The following is a 20972-nucleotide window of genomic DNA, read 5'->3' on the forward strand; positions in this document are numbered from 1 at the left end:
AACGCCCCTGCGAGACGCAAGTCGAAGGGTATAGTGCGTGTTATCCAGGAGAAGCAACATGCAAGAAGGTCAAAACCGTAAAACATCGTCCCTGAGTATTCTCGCTATCGCCGGCGTCGAACCTTACCAGGTGAAACCGGGCGAAGAGTATATGAACGACGCGCAGCTGACCCATTTTCGCAAGATTCTGGAAGCCTGGCGTAATCAATTGCGGGACGAAGTCGATCGTACCGTATCGCACATGCAGGATGAAGCTGCTAACTTCCCGGACCCGGTAGACCGTGCCGCGCAGGAAGAGGAGTTCAGCCTGGAGCTGCGTAACCGCGATCGCGAACGTAAACTGATTAAAAAGATCGAGAAGACGCTGAAGAAAGTGGAAGATGACGACTTCGGCTATTGCGATTCCTGTGGCGTAGAGATCGGTATCCGCCGTCTCGAAGCGCGTCCTACCGCCGATCTCTGCATCGACTGTAAGACCTTAGCAGAAATTCGTGAGAAACAAATGGCCGGCTGATGCCGCGTCCAGCCTGTTGCCACGCAGCGGTACACCTGTTGTCCTGTCCGCTGCGTGGTCACTTCTGAAACCTATGTCATCCTCCTGTATCGGTCGCTTCGCCCCCTCTCCTTCTGGTGAACTCCATTTCGGCTCGCTGATTGCTGCGCTGGGCAGTTACCTGAGCGCGCGTGCGCAGAACGGGCTCTGGCGGGTGCGGATTGAAGATATCGACCCGCCACGCGAAGTGCCGGGGGCTGCAGATCGTATCCTGCATCAGCTGGCGCACTATGGACTGGAGTGGGATGGTGAGGTGCTGTGGCAGTCGCAGCGTCATGAAGCCTACCGGGAGGCGCTGGCCTGGCTGCAGCAGCATCGTCAGAGCTATTTCTGCACCTGCCCGCGGCGCCGCATTCAGGAGATTGGCGGTTTCTATGATGGCTACTGCCGCGATCGGCATCGCGGGCCGGAGAATGCTGCGCTGCGTTTACGTCAGCATGCCCCGGTTTTTGCCTTTGAGGACCGGCTGCGCGGTCACGTTGAGGCGGACAGGGGGCTGGCAGAGGAAGATTTTATTATTCACCGGCGCGACGGGCTGTTTGCCTATAACCTGGCGGTGGTGGTTGACGATCACTTTCAGGGGATTACCGAAGTGGTGCGCGGCGCCGATCTCATTGAGCCGACCGTGCGGCAGATTGCACTTTATCAACAGTTCGGCTGGACGGTGCCCGCCTGGCTGCACCTGCCGCTGGCGCTTAATCACGACGGTAATAAGCTGTCGAAGCAGAATCATGCGCCGTCGCTGCCGGATGGCGACGCCCGGCCGCTGTTAGTGGCGGCGTTGCGCTTTCTCGGACAGCCTGTTTCACCCGGCTGGCAGGACTTAACGCAGGACAAACTGCTGTCTGATGCGGTGTCGCAGTGGAATATCGCTTTGATGCCGCAGGAGAACGCCCTGAAACCGGATGCATAGACAACAGCATTCTCAAACGGTTCTCAACAGGCTATGATTAGCCGCTGATTTTACCTACACCCTTTTTATGCCACTGTCGAGGTGTCCCATTTTTACCCGAGTAGCTAATTTTTGCCGGAAAGTCCTGAAGCGTGATGAAGAGGAAGCCCCAGCAGAGGTTGAACCAGAGCGTCTTATGACCATCATCCCTCGTGAAAGCCATACCATCTCACGTAAAGACATCAGCGAAAATGCCCTCAAAGTGCTCTATCGCCTCAATAAAGCCGGTTATGAAGCCTATCTGGTAGGCGGTGGCGTGCGCGATTTGCTACTGGGGCAAAAACCGAAAGATTTCGATGTGACGACCAACGCCACGCCTGAGCAGATGCGCAAGCTGTTCCGCAACTGCCGTCTGGTCGGTCGCCGTTTCCGTCTGGCACACGTGATGTTTGGCCCGGAAGTGATCGAAGTTGCCACCTTCCGTGGACATCATCAGGCGGAAGAGATGGCTGAGGATCGCAACAGTTCGCAGCGCGCCCAGAGCGGCATGCTGCTGCGCGACAATATTTTCGGTTCGATTGAAGATGATGCTCAGCGCCGCGATCTCACCATCAACAGCCTCTACTACAGCGTGGCGGATTTCACCGTGCGTGACTACGTGGGCGGCATCAGCGATCTGGAACAGGGCATCATCCGCCTGATTGGCGATCCGGAAACCCGTTACCGCGAAGACCCGGTCCGTATGCTGCGCGTGGCGCGCTTTGCTGCGAAGCTTAACATGCGCATTGCGCCGGAAACGGCAGAGCCGATCCCGCGTCTGGCCTCGCTGCTGCGTGATATTCCACCGGCTCGCCTGTTTGAAGAGTCGCTGAAGCTGCTTCAGGCAGGCTACGGCTACAGCACCTATCTGAAGCTTTGTGAATATCAGCTGTTCCAGCCGCTGTTCCCGACGCTGGCGCGCAACTTCACGGAAAACAGCGATAGCCACATGGAGCGCATGCTGGCGCAGGTGCTGAAAAACACCGATAACCGCATTCAGAATGATATGCGCGTGAATCCGGCGTTTCTGTTTGCCGCGATGTTCTGGTATCCGCAGCTGGAAGCGGCAGAGCGCATTGCGCAGGAAAGTGGCCTGACCTACTTTGAAGCCTTTGCGATGGCGATGAATGATACGCTGGATGAAGCCTGCCGTGCGCTGGCGATTCCGAAGCGCATCACCTCGCTGATCCGCGATATCTGGCTGCTGCAGCTACGCATGTCGCGCCGTCACGGTAAACGCGCCTGGAAACTGATGGAGCATCCGAAATTCCGCGCCGCTTACGATCTGCTGGCGCTGCGGGCGGAAGTGGAAAATAACCCGGAACTGCTGCGTCTGAGCCAGTGGTGGGGCGAATTCCAGGTCGCCGCGCCGCCGCAGCAGAAAAACATGCTGAACAACCTCGGCGACGATCCGGTGCCGCGCCATAAATCGCGTCGTCCGCGCCGCCGTTCTTCCGCGCCGCGTCGTGATAACCAGAACGCCTCATGACCCGGGTTTACCTGGCATTAGGCAGTAACTTGGCCGATCCGCTGCATCAGGTTGATGCAGCACTTCGCGCCCTGGATGCGTTGCCGCAGACGCAGCGCATTGCCACCTCGCCCTTCTACCGCACGCCGCCCTATGGCCCGCCTGATCAGCCCGACTTCCTGAATGCCGCCGTGGCGCTGGAGACCGATCTCAGCGCCGAAGCGCTGCTGGACCACACCCAGCGCATTGAGCAGGAGCATGGCCGGGTGCGTAAGGCGGAGCGCTGGGGACCGCGCACGCTGGATATCGATCTGATGCTGTTTGGCGAGGCTGTGATCAACAGCGAACGCCTGACGGTGCCGCACTATGACCTGCTGAATCGGGCGTTTATGCTGGTGCCGCTGCTGGCGATTGCGCCGGATGTTCGCCTGCCGGATGGCCGCGCGCTCAGCACGATTCTGGCCACGCTCGACAGCCGCAGCATCACCCTGTGGCCGCGCTGAGCAGACAAACACAACTCTCTGATTCCGCTCTCTGACGCTATCCAGTAAACTGCGCCCATCAGAATTCCTGAGTTGAGAGCGCCATGAAACCCACCACGATTTCACATCTGCGTCAGGCGAAAGCCAGCGGTAAAAAATTCGCGACGCTGACCGCCTACGATTTCAGTTTTGCCCGCCTGTTTGCCGATGAAGGCATTCAGGTGCTGCTGGTTGGCGATTCGTTAGGTATGACGATTCAGGGGCATGACTCAACGCTGCCGGTGACGGTCAGCGACATCGCCTATCACACCGCCGCCGTGCGCCGTGGCGCGCCGCAGGCGCTGCTGCTCGCTGACCTGCCCTTCATGAGCTATGCCACGCCGGCACAGACCTTTGACAACGCTGCGCAGCTGATGCGCGCCGGAGCCAACATGGTCAAACTGGAAGGCGGCAGCTGGCTGGCTGAAACCGTCCGGATGCTGACCGAACGCGCCGTGCCGGTGTGCGGTCATCTGGGGCTGACGCCGCAGTCGGTCAATATCTTTGGCGGTTATAAAGTCCAGGGGCGTGATGAAGCGGGAGCCGAGCAGCTGCTGGCCGACGCGCTGGCGCTGGAAGCCGCGGGCGCACAGCTGATGGTGCTGGAGTGCGTGCCAGTCTCGCTGGCCCAGCGGATCACCGCCGCCCTCACGATTCCAGTGATCGGCATTGGTGCCGGTAACGTCACCGATGGACAGATTCTGGTGATGCATGACGCCCTGGGCGTGACCGGCGGCCACATCCCTAAATTTGCCAAAAATTTCCTGGCGGAGAGCGGCGATGTTCGCGCGGCGATTCGCCACTATATCGCTGAAGTTGAAGCCGGTACCTACCCGGCGGCCGAGCACAGTTTCCAGTAATTCGGGAGAGTCACCGTGTTGATCATTGAAACGCTGCTGATGCTGCGCCAGGAAGTCCGTCGCTGGCGTCAGCAGGGTAAACGTATTGCGCTGGTGCCGACCATGGGCAACCTGCATGAAGGGCATCTGACGCTGGTGGATGAGGCGCGGGCGCGCGGCGACATCGTGATTGTGTCGATCTTCGTGAATCCGATGCAGTTTGACCGGGCAGACGACCTGGCTCGCTATCCGCGCACGCTGCAGGAGGATTGCGAAAAGCTGAACCGCCATCAGGTGGATGTCGTCTTTGCCCCCTCGCCGGCTGAAGTCTATCCGCAGGGCGCGCAGAATCAGACCTTTGTTGAGGTGCCGGTGCTCTCCTCTCTGCTGGAGGGCGCGACCCGTCCGGGCCATTTTCGCGGCGTGGCCACCATCGTCAGCAAACTCTTTAATCTGGTGCAGCCCGACATTGCCTGTTTCGGTGAAAAGGATTTTCAGCAGCTGGCTATCATTCGTAAGATGGTGGCCGATATGGGCTTTGACATTGAAATTGTCGGCGTGCCTACCGTACGGGCTGCGGATGGTCTGGCGCTGAGTTCGCGCAACGGCTACCTGACGGCCGATGAGCGTCAGCTGGCCCCGGTGCTGAGCCAGGTGATGCGTCAGATGGCGACGCGGCTGGAAAACGGCGAGCGCCATGTTGAAGAGATTATTGAGGCGGCCAGTGAGGCGCTGGTCGCGCAGGGATTGCGTCCTGATGGCCTGGCGATCTGCGATGCGGAAACGCTGCAGCCGCTGACGGTGGACAGTCAGCGCGCTGTCGTACTGATGGCCGCTTGGCTGGGCAATGCCCGCCTGATTGACAACCAAACCGTTGACCTGACGCTGTAAGCACACCCGCTACAGATTATTTTATTTCTCTGACAAGGTTTCTGGCTATGATTCGCACTGTTCTGCAAGGCAAATTACACCGCGTGAAAGTGACGCAGGCGGACCTCAATTACGAAGGTTCCTGCGCGATCGATCAGGATTTCCTGGATGCTTCCGGCATTCTGCAATATGAAGCGATCGATATTTATAACGTCACCAACGGTCAGCGTTTTTCCACCTATGCTATCGCGGCTGAGCGTGGCTCAAAGATCATTTCGGTGAATGGTGCGGCCGCCCGCTGCGCCTGCCAGGGCGATATTTTAATTATCTGCTCCTATGTGCAGGTTGAAGATGCGGAAGCACGTCAGTGGCAGCCTAAGGTCGCCTATTTTGAGGGTGACAACCAGATGAAGCGTCTGGCAAAAGCGCTGCCAGTACAGATCGCCTGATAAAAAAGGGCCGCCCGTGATACGGCCGGCCCTTTTTCTTTGCGGTTATTTTCGTTAAACCGGTTTGGCCGCCAGCGGCTTCGACGGTTTTTTCATCGTAAAGAGGAAATTAAACCAGCCACGCTTTCTCATCAGGCAGAGCGTCCAGGGTAACGCCAGCGCCACCAGGAAAGCCGAAATAAACTTCAGATCGTTAACCCAGGCGGACGGGCTTTCAAATTTCACAATCTTACTGAAGAACTGAATCGCCAGATAATGCGACAGGTAGAAGACGATAGAATTGACGCCGATATAATAAACCAGTTCAGACTTCAGCTTCAGCGCAATCCAGACAAAGAACGGAACCGACAGCAGTGCCAGCGGTGACAGTAATGCCTGCGAATGACGATCCAGCACAAAAATATTCAGGCAGGAGAGCAGCGCAAAACTGGCCACTGAAATGAGCAGGGTCGGACCGTGCTGCACTTTCTCCGCGATATCCACCTGCTTTCTCACCACGTAATCGCCCAGATAGAAGAAAACAAACAGATAAAGGGATTTATTAATGTGGCTGTTATCGAAACTGGCAAACACGCCGTCCGGGTCAATGGCTGGCAGTGCCCAGCTCAGCGCCATACAGATGCCGAACACCAGCAGGAACGGCAGATGACGGGCAAAGATAATCACAATAAAGAAGATAAACAGCGAATGCAGGAACCAGGTCATATCGCCGCCACCGGTCAGGTGAGAGAGAATAATATTCATCGGCGATTGCGGCGTATTGGCCATTGAGCTGAACAGAATTTTCAGCCCGCCATAAACTGCCACCCAGACCACAAACGGATAGAGAATACTGCGCACCTTGTTATTAAAAAAAGGACCCAGGCCTTTTCTTAATCCGGCATCGACAAATAAGCCCGACACAAAAAACATCAGCCCCAGCCTTACCGGTGCCAGCATCTCATTTAGCAGGCTGCTGAAGGCGGTAAAATGACCGGCATTGTTATGGACAGCGATAGTACTGTGCAAAAAAATGATTGCGAGAATACTCAATCCCCGCAGATTGTCGATCCACGTTATACGATTCATCTTTTCCTGCCTTTGATTAAAAACTGGCCCTGAATGTGCGACCATTCTTCTTATTACAGACACTCCATTCCCGCCCTTTCGTCCATGAGCAGAGGAATAACCTTATTCGGCGGTATTCTGATCACTCGCGCTGAAATAAACAACAGTCGGGGCTTAAGGCTAATCTTAAAAAAAATTTAACAGTGGAGAATCATTAAGATAGAAACCGGTTCCACTTTAATATCAGATAATGCTTAGGGTTATTTTTTATCAGGAGGGCGAAAAAGGCGGCTATTTTCCGCAATCGCGTGAAAAAAGAGAGGCGGAACAGAAGAAAGGATCGTTTTTTAAGGCCAGTGACAACCGGAAAAGGCGGCGATTTTTTATCCGATAATAAAAAAGCCACGCGCGTTTCGCTGCGTGGCTTCGGTAAAGGTTTCGTCAGGTGCGTAATCCGCGTCCGCGCTGAATCAGCGCATAGACCAGCCAGTAAAAAACCAGAATAAACGCGATCAATACCGAAAGCGTAAAGGCCAGCGGCACGTCATTAATGCCCAGGAAGCCATAGCGGAACCCGCTGATCATATAGACGATAGGGTTCAGCTTCGAAACGGCCTGCCAGAATGGCGGCAGCAGACTCAGCGAATAGAACACGCCCCCCAGATAGGTCAGCGGCGTCAGCACAAAGGTCGGGATCAGGCTGATATCGTCAAAGGTCCGGGCAAACACGGCGTTCAGCAGACCGGCCAGTGAAAACAGAATCGCGGTCAGCAGCAGCGTCACCGCCACCATCGTCCAGGAGTGAACGTGAAACGGCACGAAGAAGAGCGAAATGGCCGTGACCAGAACTCCGACGCAGACGCCACGCGCCACGCCGCCGCCAACATACCCCGCAATAATGATGTGGGTCGGCACCGGTGCGACCAGCAGCTCTTCAATATTGCGCTGGAATTTGGCACTGAAGAATGAGGATGCGACGTTAGCATAGGCGTTGGTAATGACCGCCATCATGATCAATCCCGGCACGATAAACTGCATATAGCTGAAGCCGTGCATCTCACCAATGCGTGACCCGATCAGGTTACCGAAGATGATGAAATAGAGCGTCATGGTGATCACCGGCGGCACCAGCGTCTGGATCCAGATGCGGGCAAAACGGTTAATCTCTTTGGCCCAGATACTTTTCAGCGCCACCCAGTACAAATGTGTCATGCTTTTGCTCCTGTTTTTCCCTGCGTCGTCAGGCCAACGAACAGCTCTTCCAGACGGTTCGCTTTATTTCGCATACTCAGTACCTGCACCCCCTGCGCACTCAGCTGGCTGAAGACGCTGTTCAGCCCCTGCTCACGCAGTACTTCCACCTCCAGCGTGGAGGTATCCGTCAGGCGATACTGGAATCCTTCCAGCGCGGGCAGCGGACTGCGCGGCGCCAGATCGAGGATAAAGGTTTCTGATTTCAGCTTGGACAGCAGCCCTTTCATCGAGGTGTTTTCCACCAGCTCACCGCTCTGGATGATGCCGATGTTGCGGCACAACATCTCCGCCTCTTCCAGATAGTGGGTGGTGAGAATGATGGTGGTGCCTTTGGCATTCAGATCTTTCAGGAACCCCCACATTGAGCGCCGCAGTTCGATATCGACCCCCGCCGTCGGCTCATCCAGAATCAGCAGTTTGGGCTCATGCATCAGCGCGCGGGCGATCATCAGACGGCGTTTCATCCCGCCGGAGAGCATGCGCGCCCGTTCACTGCGTTTTCCCCACAGATCGAGCTGTTTCAGGTACTTCTCCGCCCGCTGATTGGCCTCACGCCGTCCGACGCCGTAGTAACCCGCCTGGTTAACGACGATCTGCATCACCGTCTCAAATGGGTTAAAGTTAAACTCCTGTGGCACCAGGCCGAGCTGGCGCTTGGCATTCACCACATCTTTTTGCAGGTCGTAGCCAAACACCCGCACGCTGCCGCCGGATTTATTGACCAGCGAACTGATAATCCCGATGGTGGTGGATTTACCGGCACCGTTTGGCCCCAGCAGCGCATAAAAGTCACCCGCTTCAACGTTAAGATCGATGCCCTTCAGCGCCTGTACGCCGCCGGGATAGGTCTTGGTCAGCTGAGAAAGTTCCAGTGCATATGTCATTCTGCATCCATACCCTGTTTTGGTGGCATCGTAATGCCGTTTAAATTTAGTCAGCCCTGGCATATAGTACGCGCGCGCACCTTGCGCAGTAACCGGTCGCTCAACGCCATGACAGACATTAACACCCTGATCAGTAACAACCGCGAATGGTCAAAATTACTGATTGAAGAAGATCCCGGCTTTTTTGAGCGGCTCGCCCAGGCACAAAAACCGCGCTTCCTGTGGATCGGCTGCTCAGACAGTCGTGTTCCTGCCGAACGCCTGACCGGACTGGAACCGGGCGAACTCTTTGTTCACCGCAACGTCGCCAATCTGGTGATCCACACCGATCTGAACTGTCTGTCCGTGGTGCAGTACGCTATTGAAGTGCTGGAAGTTGAACACGTCATCGTGTGCGGCCACTACGGCTGCGGCGGCGTGCAGGCCGCGATGGATAACCCGGAGCTGGGGTTGATCGACAACTGGCTGCTGCACATCCGCGACCTCTGGTACAAGCATAGCGTGTTGCTGGGGGAACTCCCGCCGGATAAGCGCCTGGACAAACTGTGTGAAATCAACGTGATTGAACAGGTCTATAACCTGGGGCACTCGACCGTAGTGCAATCTGCCTGGAAACGCGGGCAGAAAGTCTCACTGCACGGCTGGGTTTACGGCATTCAGGACGGCTGCCTGCGTAACCTTGATGTCACGGCAGACAGCCGGGAGATCCTGGAACAGCGCTACCGCAATGGCATCGCCAGTCTGCAGATGAAGGTCGAAGCCTGAACCGATCGCGGCGCAAAACGCGACATAGCCTACACCAGTCGGAGGGTGCAGGCCTTGGAAGAATGTGCGGTTATGCGCTGTCAGGATTCCAGCGGCACCACTTTGCCGATGTAAGGCAGATGGCGATAGTGCTGGGCGTAGTCGATACCAAAGCCCACCACAAATTCATCGGGAATGGCGAAGCCGACATACTCAACGTTAACCTCGACTTCGCGGCGTTCAGGCTTATCCAGCAGGGTGCAGATCGCCAGGGATTTTGGCTGACGCAGCTGCAGGATCTCCCGCACTTTGCTCAGGGTGTTGCCGGAGTCAATGATATCTTCGACGATCAGCACATCCTTGCCGCGAATGTCCTCGTCCAGATCTTTCAGGATTTTCACATCACGTGAGCTGGACATGCCGCTGCCGTAACTGGAGGCGGTCATAAAATCGACTTCATGCGGCACCTCAATGGCGCGACACAGGTCAGCCATGAACATGAATGAGCCGCGCAGCAGCCCCACCAGCACCATATCGCTGCCGCTGTCGCGGTAGTGATCGGTAATCTCTTTGCCCAGTTCAGCGATGCGCGTGGCGATTGCCTGTTCAGGGATCATCACTTCAACAGTGTGTTTCATTGCGTTCAGCCCGGTTACGTCAGAAAAGCCCCGAAGTCTATCACAGACGCCGCCGCGTCGGCTGCGCCGCAGCGCAGGCAAACGATTACGTCGCGAAAATTGTTCACGGTCGTCTGCGGCTGGCTCAAATGCGCATTACCTTAGAACATTACGGCATTTACCAGCATGATTCGCTGCATGGTAGCCTTTATCCAACATATCGTTACCCTACTCGCGCCGCAGGCCGGAGATCACAATGACTTCACCTTCAAGCAAGAAAACGCATATCGGCGACAGGCCGCTGCACCCTGAAACGCAGATGCTGAACTATGGCTACGATCCCCGCCTGTCAGAAGGCGCGGTGAAGCCGCCGGTCTTTCTGACCTCCACCTTTGTCTTCGACAGCGCCGAAGAGGGACGCGATTTCTTCGATTACGTCTCCGGCCGGCGCGAGCCGCCAGAGGGCAAATCGGGCGGGCTGGTCTACTCCCGCTTTAACCACCCTAACAGCGAAATAGTGGAAGATCGGCTGGCCGTCTATGAGCAGGCGGAGAGCTGCTCACTCTTCTCCTCCGGCATGGCTGCCATCGCCACCACCCTGCTGACCTTTGCCCGTCCCGGCGAGGTGATCCTGCACTCCCAGCCGCTGTATGGCGGCACCGAAACCCTGCTCAGCAAGACGCTGCACAATCTGGAGATTGGCGCGGTCGGCTTCAGCGACGGCAATGATGAGGCCAGAGTACGTGAGGCGGCACAGCAGGCGATGGCGCAGGGCCGCGTGGCGATCATCCTGATTGAAACCCCGGCGAATCCCACCAACAGCCTGGTCAACATTCGTCTGATGGCGCGTATCGCTGATGAGATTGACCAGCAGCAGGGCTCACGACCCATTATCGCCTGTGACAACACGCTGCTCGGCCCGCTGTTCCAGCAGCCGCTGACCCTGGGCGCGGATCTCTCGCTCTACTCGCTGACTAAATATGTGGGGGGACATTCGGACCTGATTGCGGGGGCGGCGATGGGCAGCAAAGCACTGATGGCAAAAGTGCGCGCCCTGCGCAGCGCCATCGGTACCCAGCTGGACCCGCACTCAAGCTGGATGCTCAGCCGATCGCTGGAAACGCTGTCGCTGCGCATGGAAAAGGCCTGGCAGAATGCGGAAGCCGTGGCGGCGTTTCTGCGCGATCACCCGAAAGTGGCGAAGCTGCACTGGCTGCCCTATCTCGACGCGGAGAGCGCCGAGGGCAAAACGTATCGCGAGCAGTGCAGCGGCGCCGGTTCGACCTTCTCGTTCGATATCGTCGGCGGCCAGCCTGCGGCGTTCCGTTTCCTCAACGCGCTGTCGCTGTTCAGGCAGGCGGTGAGCCTGGGCGGCACCGAGTCGCTGGCCAGCCATCCGGGCAGCACCACCCACTCCGGCGTGCCGCAGGCGGTGCGTCAGCGGATCGGTATCACTGGCGCCACGGTGCGGCTGTCGATTGGCATTGAGAACGCGGGCGACCTGATTGAAGATGTGAAGCTGGCGCTGGAGCAGGCGTAATCAGCTCACGGTAAAGCCCAGCATCATGCCGGTATCTTCATGCTCCAGCAGATGACAGTGGGCCATATAAGCGTGTTCGGCGGCGGCGACATAGTTGAAGCGCACCAGCACTTCACTGCGCCAGCCGTCGACATTGACCATATCTTTCCAGCCCTGGCGATGGGGTGCCGGCGGTTTGCCATTCTCGGAGAGAATGCGGAACTGGGTGCCGTGAATATGAAACGGATGCAGCATCGCATCGCCTTCGCCGGAGATCGTCCACTTCTCATAGTCGCCCAGCTTCACCGCAAACGACGGTTTCGTCATATCAAACGCCTGACCGTTGATTTTATTGCCGTTTCGGAAATCATAACCCGCTGGCTGCGCCATACCCGTCATACCGTGCATGCTGTGATCCATCGGCGCGGCGGAGGAGCCGTGCGCCTGCGCCATCGCCGGATGGTCGCCCGTCTCCCCGGCTTTTCCCTGCCTCTGCGGCATCGCGTGATGCCCGCCTTTGCCCATCGCTTTCTCGCCATAGCGCTGCATCAGCGCCTGCATCCCCTGCTGGTCCAGCTGCGGGTCCATCATCAGCTGCAGCCAGCGGGTGTGCAGCCCCGCTGTCGCGGGCAGAGCGGGCAGCGTCGCCAGCCGATCCGGCAGCGTGGCGCTGGCCATCACCCGCAGCGGCAGGATCTGCACCAGCGGCAGCGGTTGATCGAATGGCGGCAGCGTCATCCCCATCTGATCGGTAGGCAGCGTCACCAGATCAAAGGCTTTGCCGTCGGAGGTGTCGATCATCACCTCAAAGCGCTCGCCCGGCAGGATCGGCAGCGCCTCGGCGCTGACCGGCTCCGCCAGCAGACCGCCGTCGCTGGCGATCACATAGAGAGGACGTTTATCACTGGCGGCAACGTGCAGCGACCGGGCATTACAGCCGTTGAGCAGGCGCAGCCGCAGCCAGCCGCGCGGCACCGCATGCTGCGGATAGTGCGCCCCGTTAGTCAGCATCATGTCACCAAACCAGCCTACCGCCGCGCGCATCACGTCGAGCTGATAGTCGATATGGCGGCCATCCTGAGTCAGCTGCTTATCCTGAAAAATCAGCGGCACATCATCCACGCCCCACTGCACAGGCAGCCGCAGTGTGCCGCTCTCTTTATCTTCCAGCATGATCAGGCCCGCCAGCCCCTGCGCCACCTGATGCCCGGTTTTGCCGTGCAGATGGGGGTGATACCAGCAGGTTGCGGCGGGCTGATCGGGCGTGAAGGAGACCTGACGCGAGCCGCCGGGGGCTATCGCCGCCTGCGGTCCGCCATCCACCGCGCCAGGGATTTCCAGCCCGTGCCAGTGCAGCGTGGTCGCTTCGCTGAGCCGGTTATGAATGTTCACCGTCACCGGCTGGCCGCGCTGCAGCCGCAGTACCGGCCCCAGCAGGCTGCCGTTGTAGCCCCAGGTCGGCACCGCTTTGCCGTTCCACTGCGTGCTCCCCTGCATGGCGGTGAGGCTGTATGTGCCTCTGGCGTCGGGTTCCAGCAGAGAGGGAATCGGCAGCAGCGGGCGGGGTGCCGCCATCAGCGAACGGCTCCAGAGCGGTAACGCTCCGGCTGCACTCAGTGCGGCGGTGAGTTTCAGGAAGTGGCGACGTTGCATGGTGAGCATCCTTGTGGCATCAGAGCGCACAGCCTAAACCCTGACCTTATGGGAAGGTCAAGCGCTACCCGTGAGAATCTGACGAAAAAAGGCGGCGCAGCGGCTCACCACGGCAAATTAATCGAAAACCTGAGAGCAACTGTGCTAACGTCATTAACAATATCCATTGAAGAGAACGACTATGAAGCAAAGCATCAAGATCCTGCTGCTGACGGGACTCCTTGGCTTCTCCTCCACCAGTTTTGCCCTGAGTGAATCCGAAGCGGAAGATCTGGCGGATCTCACGGCGGTTTTCGTCTATCTGAAAAATGATTGTGGCTATCAGGATCTTCCGGACGCGCAGATTCGCAAAGCGCTGGTCTTTTTTGCTCAGCAGAACCGCTGGGATTTAAGCAACTACAGCAACTACAACATGAAAGCGCTGGGCGAAGAGAGCTATCGCGACCTCAGCGGCATCGCCATCACCAACGACAAAAAGTGCAAGTCTCTGGCCCGCGATTCACTGAGCCTGCTGGCTTACGTCAGGTAACGCCCCCACCCTCTGCTGCCGGACATTTGACCGTGCAACCACGGTCAGTGTTAGCTATGATGTGCCGCCCATCTTCATGGCGACATCAGAGGAGAGCACCATGGCCCACAATGAAACGTGGCATGAAACCCTTCATGCCGGTTTTGGCCAGTATTTTACGGTAGACAAAGAGCTGTTCCGTGAAAAAACTGCGCATCAGGATTTAATCATTTTCGAAAATGCCGCGATGGGTCGCGTCATGGCGCTGGACGGTGTGGTTCAGACGACCGAGCGTGACGAATTTATCTATCATGAAATGATGACTCACGTTCCCCTGCTGGCGCACGGCGCCGCGAAGAGCGTGCTGATCATTGGCGGTGGTGACGGTGCGATGCTGCGTGAAGTGTCGCGTCATTCTCAGATCGAAAAGATTACCATGGTGGAGATCGATGCGGGCGTCGTGACCTTTTGCCGCCAGTACCTGCCGAACCACAGCGCAGGCGCCTACGACGATCCGCGCTTTACGCTGGTGATCGATGACGGGGTAAACTTCGTCAATCAGACGCAGGAAAAATTCGATGTGATCATCTCCGACTGTACCGATCCGATTGGTCCGGGCGAGAGTCTGTTCACCTCTGAATTTTATGCCGGCTGCAAAGCGGCCCTTAATGAAAATGGCATCTTTGTGGCACAGAATGGCGTCTGCTTCCTGCAGCAGGATGAGGCGGTGAACAGCCATCGCAAACTGGGTCACTACTTTGCGGATGTCAGCTTCTATCAGGCCGCGATCCCGACCTACTACGGCGGCATCATGACGTTTGCCTGGGCGAGCGACAATCCGGCGCTGCGCCACCTGGATACCGCCACGCTACAGGCGCGTTTCGAGGCCGCTGGCCTGGCCTGCCGTTACTACACGCCAGCCATCCATACCGGCAGCTTTGCCCTGCCACAATATCTGTTGAATGCGCTGTCTGCCGCGTGCTGACAGCACATTTCTAAGGGGGTGAATGAAATTGCAAAAGCTAAAACTACATGGCTTCAACAACCTGACGAAAAGCCTGAGTTTTTGTATTTACGATATCTGCTATGCGAATACTGAAGCTGAACGCGATGGGTACATCGCCTATATCGATGAACAATATAACGCGAATCGCCTGACGGAGATCCTGACCGAGACCTGCTCCATCATCGGTGCCAACGTGCTGAACATCGCGCGTCAGGATTATGAGCCGCAGGGAGCCAGCGTCACGATTCTGGTCAGCGAAGAGCCGATAGATCCGAAAGATATCGATAACTCAGAACATCCGGGTCCCCTGCCCAACTCGGTGGTGGCCCATCTGGATAAGAGCCATATCTGCGTGCACACCTACCCGGAGAGCCACCCTGAAGGCGGACTCTGCACGTTCCGCGCGGATATTGAAGTCTCAACCTGTGGCGTGATCTCACCGCTGAAAGCGCTGAACTACCTGATCCACCAGCTGGAGTCAGACATCGTCACCGTCGATTACCGGGTGCGCGGCTTTACCCGTGACGTGAAAGGGATGAAGCACTTTATCGACCACGAGATTAATTCGATTCAGAACTTCATGTCTGAGGATATGAAGGCGATGTATGACATGGTGGATGTGAACGTCTATCAGGAAAACATCTTCCACACCAAGATGTTGCTGAAAGAGTTTGAGCTGAAGCACTACCTGTTTAACACCCGTCCGGAAGATCTCAGCCCGCAGGAGCACAAACGCATCACCGACCTGCTGTGGAAAGAGATGCGTGAGATCTACTACGGCAGAAACATCCCTTATGTTGGTCTGAAGACGCTGTAATCACCCGGCGCGCAGCGTTACCGGCGGTAACCTGCGCGTGCTGTCTCTCAGGCCGTCAGCGCGAGCGCAATGCCGCGCTCGCGCAGCGTGCGGCAGACCGCGTCCTCTAAACCGCTGTCCGTCACCACATCGGTCAGCTCATCCAGCGGTGCCGCGCAGAACAGCGACCAGGAACCATATTTGCTGCTGTCCGCCAGCAGAACCCGGCGAGCCGCATTGGCTAGCAGGTCATGTTTCAGCCCCGCTTTCTCCTCGGTCGGCGTGGTGATGCCGCGCTCCAGGCTCCAGGAGTTACAGCTGACGAAGGCGATATCGGGATTGATGCTGCGCAGCAACCGGCGTCCATGTTCGCCCACGCAGGACTGACTGGAGTCATCAATCCGCCCGCCGATAATCGTCACCTCAATCTGCTTAAATTCCGACAGAAACAGCGCAATGTGCAGATCGGCCGTGATCACCCGCAGCGGCAGATGTGTCAGCTGACGCGCCAGTTCCAGCATGGTGGTGCCGGCATCCAGTACGATGGCATCGCCTGCCCGGACAAAGCTGGCGGCGCACTCCGCGATGGCCTGCTTCTCAGCCAGGTGACGCTGCATCTTCTCCAGGGTGGTCGGCTGGGCGGGAATAAACCGATTCAGGGTGACACCACCGTGACTGCGGCTGATCACGCCCTCTTTATCCAGCTTGATCAAATCACGGCGAATCGTGGCGGGTGAGGCGGAGATCGCACTGACCAGTTGCTCAACAGTCACCAGATTATGGCTTTTCAGATAATCCATAATCTGGTCAAGACGGCTCTGTCCCTTCATATTTCCCTATGCGAGCTGCATCGCGAGTTTGATGGAGATCGCCATGCTCTCAGACTTCGCTTTACCTGTCCAGGCGATATCAAAGGCGGTGCCGTGGTCCGCAGAGGTGCGGATAAACGGCAGGCCGGCAGTAATGTTGACGCCGTCATAGAAGCCCAGCAGCTTCAGCGGGATATGCCCCTGATCGTGGTACATCGCGACCACCATGTCATAGTGTCCCTCCTGGCATTGCAGGAACACCGTGTCCGGCGGGCACGGCCCGGCGACATCAATCCCCTGCGCTTTCATCGCCTGAATGGCAGGTGCAACGGTGGTGATCTCCTCATCGCCAAACAGTCCGTTCTCTCCGGCATGGGGATTGACGCCCGCCACGGCGATGCGCGGAGCCTGATAACCGACGCGCCGCAGGAAAGTGTCCGCCATACCAATGACCGTTTTAATGCGCGGCTGGTTCAGCGTGTCGAGGAACTTACGCAGCGCAATGTGAGTGGTGACGTGAATCACCTTCAGCTTATCGGTGTAGAGCACCATGGCGTAATCCCGGGTGTCAGTGAGGTGGGCCAGCAGCTCTGTGTGCCCCGGATAGAGATGGCCGGCCGCATGCATCGCCTCTTTGTTCAGCGGCGCGGTGGCAATCGCCTGCACGTCGCCCGCCAGCGCCAGCGCCGTAGCACGTTTCACACAGCGCCACGCCAGATCGCCCGCCTCTTTCTGCACCACGCCGGGTTTCAGCGCGTCGGGGTCAGCCAGCGGCTCGTCAATCACGTTGATGATGCCAGGAGCAAAGCGTGCATCCTGCACCCGGTCAAGGACCCGCAGCTCGGCCTGGGGCGTAATGTTCATCGCCAGAATGCGGCGCAGCGTACTGGCGCAGCCAATCACCACGGCAGGAATGCCATTCAGCTCACCTTCAGAGAGCGATTTAATGATGATTTCCGGGCTGATGCCCGCCGGGTCGCCCATGGTGATCGCAATAATTTTACTCACTCGACTTCTCCTCAATAAAATCAATGGCTGCTACCAGGGTGTTTTCATCACCAAAGCCACCCGCTTTGGTCATCACCGGCAGAGTAAATTCACTGTTAAGCAGAACCCCGTGCGGCACACAGCCCGCCACCAGACCCTGAATGGTAAAGCCGCTGGCACCCAGTGCCCGGGCGACGGCCATCGCCACATCCCCTCCCGACAGATAGAGCGCATGCGGCTGCGCAGTGCGGCAGAGCCGGTAGGTGATCTCGCCGAGAAACTGGCAGATCGCCTCCCCCAGCTGCTGGCGCGTCATGCTGAAGTGCTGACAGAGCTGCGCAATCTCGTGCCGCTGCGCCTCGTGCTGGCAGGTGGTGATCACCGTATGGCGACCGGCCCGCAGTGCCGCAGCCGCCTCGTCGATCCAGCGATCCCGATCGGGCCAGGCGGGCTGCCGGAACAGCTGCCGGATATCGACATCCACTCTCGCTGCGTCACGCCGGCTGAGCAGCGTGGCAACCTGCTGCTGCCCGCTCTCGCTCATCGATCCCACCACCGCCAGCACCGGCCGGGGCGTTCGCACCCGGAGCGCGGCGCCCAGCGCATCGCTTAATCCGGCGGCACCGACCAGCAGCGGCGTCTCGCGCAGCCGCGCAGCAGCGGCGATCAGTCGCGCCAGGTCCGCCCCGGTTTCGGCATCCACGACGACGATGCCGTGCGCCGCCGCCAGCACCGCATCAAACCGGTCGCTGCGTAGCGTGGCAAGATCGATCACACTGCCGGCGATCTGCATCTGTTCGAGAACGCTGGCGCTGGCGATCGGGGTTTTCGGATCGCTGGCAAATTCGGTGTCCGTGAGCAGACGCTGATGGACCCGGACGTGACCTCCGCACGTGGTGCGGCCCAGCCGTGGCACCGCCGGTGCAACCAGCGCCAGCGTTTTCGCACTGGCCTTCAGTGCCGCCACCGTTTCAGCGCCGATATTGCCGCGCAGCGTGGAGTCGATCTTTTTGAACAGCCAGCCGTGCTGAAACTGCGCCGCGAAGTGCCGCACCGCCTGCGTGACGCGCTCTGCCGCTTGAGTGGCGCTGATCGCCCGACTCTCCGTGCTGACGACCAGCACATCTGCCGTCTCTGGCAACGCGCCCCGGGTGTCGAACAGCACCTGAACGCCTGCGCCGGCCTGCGCCAGTCCGCTTCCCGCATCGTTGGCACCGGTAAAGTCATCGGCGATGACCAGCACCGGCGTTTTCCATAATGATGAGCCCATCCTCACTCCTGTCAGGCGATTACCGCTGCCATTGATTATATTCAATCATAATTGATTATATGTGAGCAACTTCAAATTAATCGAAATCGATATGCCCTATAAAATGAGCCATACAGAGTGACTGACCTCGCATTGAGATGAGCAAAGTTAATCATCTGCTCAGACGCGATCGATATAAGGGTATGAAATGAACATTAACAGCACGGTGATCAGCGGCTATCAGGCGTTAAACGACATGCGCTATCTGCTGGAGGGGGTTTCATCCGCGGTAGTGGTAACTGACCGGAACATTGAAGCGATTCCGGCTGTGCAGGCGCTGCTGGGGCAACTCCGGGAGCAGATCCCCCACATCAGCGTGGTGAACAGTGTTCCCCCCGAGCCGAGCCAGCATGATGTGGCCGCCCTTCTTGCCGCACTCACGTCGCGCAGGGCTGACATGGTGATCGGTATCGGCGGTGGCAGCGTGCTGGATGTGGCAAAGCTGCTGTCGGTGCTGTGCGTGGATGCGGCCCCGTCGCTGGAAGCCCTGCTGGCGGGGGAGAAACCGCAGCACCGCACCCGCTCCATGCTGATTCCGACCACCGCGGGTACCGGCTCAGAAGCCACGCCCAATGCGATTCTGGCGATCCCGGAGAAGGAGACCAAAGTCGGTATTATTTCCCCGATCATGCTGCCCGATGTCGTCGCGCTGGTGCCGGAACTCACCACCAGCATGCCCGCGCACATCGCCTCCTCAACCGGTATTGATGCCCTTTGCCACCTGATCGAGTGCTTTACCGCCTGCGTCGCCAATCCGGTCAGCGATAACTATGCGCTGATCGGGATGAAGAAGCTGTTCGCCAATCTCGAAACCACCCTGCGGGAGCCGGAGAACCTGCAGGCACGACTGGAGATGCTGTGGGCTTCTTATTATGGCGGCGCGTCGATTGCCCATGCCGGCACGCATCTGGTGCACGCCCTCTCCTACCCGCTCGGCGGCAAATATCATCTGCCGCACGGCGTGGCGAATGCCATTCTGCTGGCCCCCTGCATGCGCTTTGTCCGTCCGGCGGCGGTGAGTAAATTCGCTCAGGCCTATGACCTGCTGCCCGATGCTGACCGCCGTTTAAGTGATGAAGCGAAGTCCCATGCGCTGGTCGACTACTTCACCGCACTGGTGGCGCGTCTGCAGCTGCCTGCCAGTCTGGAAGCGCTGGGCATCGGCCCGGATCACCTGCCCTATCTGGTGGAAGCCGCGCTCGACGTGCAGCGCCTGATGAAAAATGTCCCGATGGCGGTCACCGCTGACGATGTGCGCGCGGTCTATCTGACCCTGTTTCCTTCCTGCCAGGCGTAATGAGGATTGTCATGAATAAGAAAATAAGCGGCGTACTGACCGCCATCGTCACCACCTTCGATCGTGACGGCGCTTTTGATCCGGTGAGACAGCGTGAGCAGGTCAGACGACAGCTGCGGGCCGGTAACGGCATCTTCTGCGGCGGCACCAACGGCGAATTCTTTGTGCTGAACGAGCAGGAAAAGCTCGCCGTCACCGCCACCTGCGTGGATGAAGTCAGCGGCCGCGCGGCGGTGGTGGCGCACATCGGCGAAATCTCGACGCGTGAAACGATCCGGCTCGGCACACAGATCGCCCGCCTGGGCGTGGATGCCGTCTCCGCGATCACCCCCTGGTTTGTGCCGCTGAAACAGCAGGAGCTGATCGATCACTACCGGCGCGTGGCTGACGCGCTGACGGTGCCGCTGTTCCTCTACAACATCCCGGCGCGCACCGGCAATACGCTGCAGCCGGAGACGGTGCGCACGCTGGCCGCCCATCCCAACATCATCGGCATCAAAGATTCGGCGGGCAGTTATGACAGCCTGCGCGGCTTCCTGCAGGCCACCGCCGACTGTGACGGTTTTGATGTGCTGAATGGCCCCGACTCGCTGATCCATCAGGGGTTTGTTGAGGGCTGCTCCGCCGCCATTTCCGGGCTGGCCAACGTGGCCCCGGAGGCGATTAACGCTATCTGGGCGCGCTTCGCTGCCGGCGATATTGCCGGTTCGCAGCAGGCTCAGGAGAACGTCACCGGTCTGCGCACGGCGCTCTACAGCATCGGTTTCTCACCGGCCGCCGTGAAAAAAGCGGTCAGCCTGCTGGGCTTCGAGGTGGGTGAAAGCCGCTATGCGGTGCAGTTCAGCGCCGAAGAGCAGCAGCAGATCCGTCAGATCGTCACCCACTACCTGCAATAAACGCCATCGCCTTTG

At 58.3% G+C, this 20972-nt stretch carries 22 protein-coding genes; 14 read left to right on the forward strand and 8 right to left on the reverse strand.

Annotated features, from left to right (window positions below):
• Positions 1-58: 58 nt before the first annotated feature.
• The 7 genes from dksA (at position 59) to panD (ending at position 5631) form a co-directional block, all read left to right on the forward strand.
• A complete protein-coding gene (gene dksA / locus HFD97_RS14790; protein WP_008925615.1) occupies positions 59-514 on the forward strand; it encodes an RNA polymerase-binding protein DksA in 456 nt (151 codons plus the stop codon).
• 73 nt (positions 515-587) lie between these two features.
• Positions 588-1466: a tRNA glutamyl-Q(34) synthetase GluQRS gene (gluQRS, locus tag HFD97_RS14795; RefSeq protein ID WP_058957913.1), complete on the forward strand. Its 879-nt coding sequence runs from the start codon at positions 588-590 to the stop codon at positions 1464-1466.
• 88 nt (positions 1467-1554) lie between these two features.
• Complete coding sequence (gene pcnB / locus HFD97_RS14800; protein WP_208971008.1) at positions 1555-2973, forward strand: polynucleotide adenylyltransferase PcnB; 1419 nt, start codon at positions 1555-1557, stop codon at positions 2971-2973.
• Positions 2970-3455: a 2-amino-4-hydroxy-6-hydroxymethyldihydropteridine diphosphokinase gene (folK, locus tag HFD97_RS14805; RefSeq protein WP_046101246.1), complete on the forward strand. Its 486-nt coding sequence runs from the start codon at positions 2970-2972 to the stop codon at positions 3453-3455. The genes pcnB and folK overlap by 4 nt, the downstream gene beginning before the upstream one ends.
• An 83-nt stretch (positions 3456-3538) precedes the next feature.
• Positions 3539-4333 carry a 3-methyl-2-oxobutanoate hydroxymethyltransferase gene (panB, locus tag HFD97_RS14810; RefSeq protein ID WP_009092046.1) on the forward strand — a complete coding sequence of 265 codons (795 nt, stop codon included), beginning with the start codon at positions 3539-3541 and terminating at the stop codon, positions 4331-4333.
• 15 nt (positions 4334-4348) lie between these two features.
• Positions 4349-5203, forward strand: a complete 855-nt coding sequence (gene panC, locus HFD97_RS14815; protein ID WP_046101244.1) for a pantoate--beta-alanine ligase — start codon at positions 4349-4351, stop codon at positions 5201-5203.
• 47 nt (positions 5204-5250) lie between these two features.
• Entirely contained in the window at positions 5251-5631 is a 381-nt protein-coding gene (gene panD, locus HFD97_RS14820; RefSeq protein WP_009092050.1) for an aspartate 1-decarboxylase, read from the forward strand.
• 54 nt (positions 5632-5685) lie between these two features.
• Here panD and HFD97_RS14825 read toward each other — a convergent pair whose 3' ends face one another.
• From HFD97_RS14825 to HFD97_RS14835, 3 genes are all read right to left on the reverse strand, one after another.
• The gene (locus HFD97_RS14825) at positions 5686-6699 is read right to left on the reverse strand and encodes an acyltransferase family protein (RefSeq protein WP_009092052.1); all 1014 of its coding nucleotides are present in this window, start codon (positions 6697-6699) and stop codon (positions 5686-5688) included.
• Between the two features lie 420 nt (positions 6700-7119).
• The gene (locus HFD97_RS14830) at positions 7120-7890 is read right to left on the reverse strand and encodes an ABC transporter permease (protein ID WP_167432168.1); all 771 of its coding nucleotides are present in this window, start codon (positions 7888-7890) and stop codon (positions 7120-7122) included.
• Entirely contained in the window at positions 7887-8816 is a 930-nt protein-coding gene (locus HFD97_RS14835) for an ABC transporter ATP-binding protein (protein WP_009092057.1), read from the reverse strand. Before HFD97_RS14835 ends, HFD97_RS14830 begins: the two co-directional genes overlap by 4 nt.
• Positions 8817-8924: 108 nt before the next feature.
• On the opposite strand from HFD97_RS14835, the gene can reads away from it, so the two are divergent.
• A complete protein-coding gene (gene can, locus HFD97_RS14840) occupies positions 8925-9581 on the forward strand; it encodes a carbonate dehydratase (RefSeq protein WP_033736612.1) in 657 nt (218 codons plus the stop codon).
• Between the two features lie 80 nt (positions 9582-9661).
• Here the strand turns inward: can and hpt are convergent, their stop codons facing one another.
• Positions 9662-10198 (reverse strand): hypoxanthine phosphoribosyltransferase, encoded by a 537-nt coding sequence (gene hpt / locus HFD97_RS14845; protein WP_009092060.1) that lies wholly within the window; start codon positions 10196-10198, stop codon positions 9662-9664.
• Between the two features lie 235 nt (positions 10199-10433).
• On the opposite strand from hpt, the gene HFD97_RS14850 reads away from it, so the two are divergent.
• On the forward strand, positions 10434-11717 hold the full coding sequence (locus HFD97_RS14850) for a cystathionine gamma-synthase family protein (protein ID WP_167432169.1): 1284 nt from the start codon (positions 10434-10436) through the stop codon (positions 11715-11717).
• Here the strand turns inward: HFD97_RS14850 and cueO are convergent, their stop codons facing one another.
• Positions 11718-13349 carry a multicopper oxidase CueO gene (gene cueO, locus HFD97_RS14855; protein ID WP_167432170.1) on the reverse strand — a complete coding sequence of 544 codons (1632 nt, stop codon included), beginning with the start codon at positions 13347-13349 and terminating at the stop codon, positions 11718-11720.
• 181 nt (positions 13350-13530) lie between these two features.
• On the opposite strand from cueO, the gene HFD97_RS14860 reads away from it, so the two are divergent.
• The 3 genes from HFD97_RS14860 to speD all read left to right on the forward strand — a co-directional run bounded on the left by HFD97_RS14860 (position 13531) and on the right by speD (position 15680).
• Positions 13531-13878, forward strand: a complete 348-nt coding sequence (locus tag HFD97_RS14860) for a YacC family pilotin-like protein (RefSeq protein WP_009092068.1) — start codon at positions 13531-13533, stop codon at positions 13876-13878.
• Positions 13879-13978: 100 nt separating this feature from the next.
• Positions 13979-14842 (forward strand): polyamine aminopropyltransferase, encoded by an 864-nt coding sequence (gene speE, locus HFD97_RS14865; RefSeq protein ID WP_167432171.1) that lies wholly within the window; start codon positions 13979-13981, stop codon positions 14840-14842.
• A 22-nt stretch (positions 14843-14864) separates the two neighbouring features.
• Positions 14865-15680: an adenosylmethionine decarboxylase gene (speD, locus tag HFD97_RS14870; protein WP_167432172.1), complete on the forward strand. Its 816-nt coding sequence runs from the start codon at positions 14865-14867 to the stop codon at positions 15678-15680.
• A 47-nt stretch (positions 15681-15727) separates the two neighbouring features.
• Here the strand turns inward: speD and HFD97_RS14875 are convergent, their stop codons facing one another.
• The 3 genes from HFD97_RS14875 to HFD97_RS14885 are packed head-to-tail and all read right to left on the reverse strand — an operon-like array spanning position 15728 to position 18725.
• Entirely contained in the window at positions 15728-16489 is a 762-nt protein-coding gene (locus HFD97_RS14875) for a DeoR/GlpR family DNA-binding transcription regulator (protein ID WP_046101239.1), read from the reverse strand.
• Positions 16490-16495: 6 nt separating this feature from the next.
• Entirely contained in the window at positions 16496-17476 is a 981-nt protein-coding gene (locus HFD97_RS14880) for a D-threonate 4-phosphate dehydrogenase (protein ID WP_009092077.1), read from the reverse strand.
• Positions 17469-18725 carry a four-carbon acid sugar kinase family protein gene (locus HFD97_RS14885; protein ID WP_167432173.1) on the reverse strand — a complete coding sequence of 419 codons (1257 nt, stop codon included), beginning with the start codon at positions 18723-18725 and terminating at the stop codon, positions 17469-17471. Before HFD97_RS14885 ends, HFD97_RS14880 begins: the two co-directional genes overlap by 8 nt.
• Positions 18726-18912: 187 nt before the next feature.
• On the opposite strand from HFD97_RS14885, the gene HFD97_RS14890 reads away from it, so the two are divergent.
• Together HFD97_RS14890 and HFD97_RS14895 are read left to right on the forward strand one after the other, a co-directional pair.
• Positions 18913-20061 carry an iron-containing alcohol dehydrogenase gene (locus HFD97_RS14890; protein WP_167432174.1) on the forward strand — a complete coding sequence of 383 codons (1149 nt, stop codon included), beginning with the start codon at positions 18913-18915 and terminating at the stop codon, positions 20059-20061.
• Between the two features lie 11 nt (positions 20062-20072).
• Positions 20073-20957: a dihydrodipicolinate synthase family protein gene (locus HFD97_RS14895; protein WP_154928413.1), complete on the forward strand. Its 885-nt coding sequence runs from the start codon at positions 20073-20075 to the stop codon at positions 20955-20957.
• Positions 20958-20972: the final 15 nt, after the last annotated feature.

Source organism: Pantoea sp. EKM103V (genome assembly GCF_011800365.1).
Lineage (GTDB): Bacteria > Pseudomonadota > Gammaproteobacteria > Enterobacterales > Enterobacteriaceae > Pantoea > Pantoea anthophila.

Coding starts and splice junctions, on each gene's coding strand:
- can (WP_033736612.1), top strand. CDS start 8,925: ATGACAGACATTAACACCCTGATCAGTAACAACCGCGAATGGTCAAAA.
- HFD97_RS14875 (WP_046101239.1), bottom strand. CDS start 16,489: ATGAAGGGACAGAGCCGTCTTGACCAGATTATGGATTATCTGAAAAGC.
- cueO (WP_167432170.1), bottom strand. CDS start 13,349: ATGCAACGTCGCCACTTCCTGAAACTCACCGCCGCACTGAGTGCAGCC.
- HFD97_RS14825 (WP_009092052.1), bottom strand. CDS start 6,699: ATGAATCGTATAACGTGGATCGACAATCTGCGGGGATTGAGTATTCTC.
- HFD97_RS14860 (WP_009092068.1), top strand. CDS start 13,531: ATGAAGCAAAGCATCAAGATCCTGCTGCTGACGGGACTCCTTGGCTTC.
- gluQRS (WP_058957913.1), top strand. CDS start 588: ATGTCATCCTCCTGTATCGGTCGCTTCGCCCCCTCTCCTTCTGGTGAA.
- dksA (WP_008925615.1), top strand. CDS start 59: ATGCAAGAAGGTCAAAACCGTAAAACATCGTCCCTGAGTATTCTCGCT.
- speE (WP_167432171.1), top strand. CDS start 13,979: ATGGCCCACAATGAAACGTGGCATGAAACCCTTCATGCCGGTTTTGGC.
- folK (WP_046101246.1), top strand. CDS start 2,970: ATGACCCGGGTTTACCTGGCATTAGGCAGTAACTTGGCCGATCCGCTG.
- panD (WP_009092050.1), top strand. CDS start 5,251: ATGATTCGCACTGTTCTGCAAGGCAAATTACACCGCGTGAAAGTGACG.
- hpt (WP_009092060.1), bottom strand. CDS start 10,198: ATGAAACACACTGTTGAAGTGATGATCCCTGAACAGGCAATCGCCACG.
- HFD97_RS14885 (WP_167432173.1), bottom strand. CDS start 18,725: ATGGGCTCATCATTATGGAAAACGCCGGTGCTGGTCATCGCCGATGAC.
- HFD97_RS14830 (WP_167432168.1), bottom strand. CDS start 7,890: ATGACACATTTGTACTGGGTGGCGCTGAAAAGTATCTGGGCCAAAGAG.
- HFD97_RS14890 (WP_167432174.1), top strand. CDS start 18,913: ATGAACATTAACAGCACGGTGATCAGCGGCTATCAGGCGTTAAACGAC.
- speD (WP_167432172.1), top strand. CDS start 14,865: ATGAAATTGCAAAAGCTAAAACTACATGGCTTCAACAACCTGACGAAA.
- HFD97_RS14850 (WP_167432169.1), top strand. CDS start 10,434: ATGACTTCACCTTCAAGCAAGAAAACGCATATCGGCGACAGGCCGCTG.
- panB (WP_009092046.1), top strand. CDS start 3,539: ATGAAACCCACCACGATTTCACATCTGCGTCAGGCGAAAGCCAGCGGT.
- HFD97_RS14835 (WP_009092057.1), bottom strand. CDS start 8,816: ATGACATATGCACTGGAACTTTCTCAGCTGACCAAGACCTATCCCGGC.
- HFD97_RS14895 (WP_154928413.1), top strand. CDS start 20,073: ATGAATAAGAAAATAAGCGGCGTACTGACCGCCATCGTCACCACCTTC.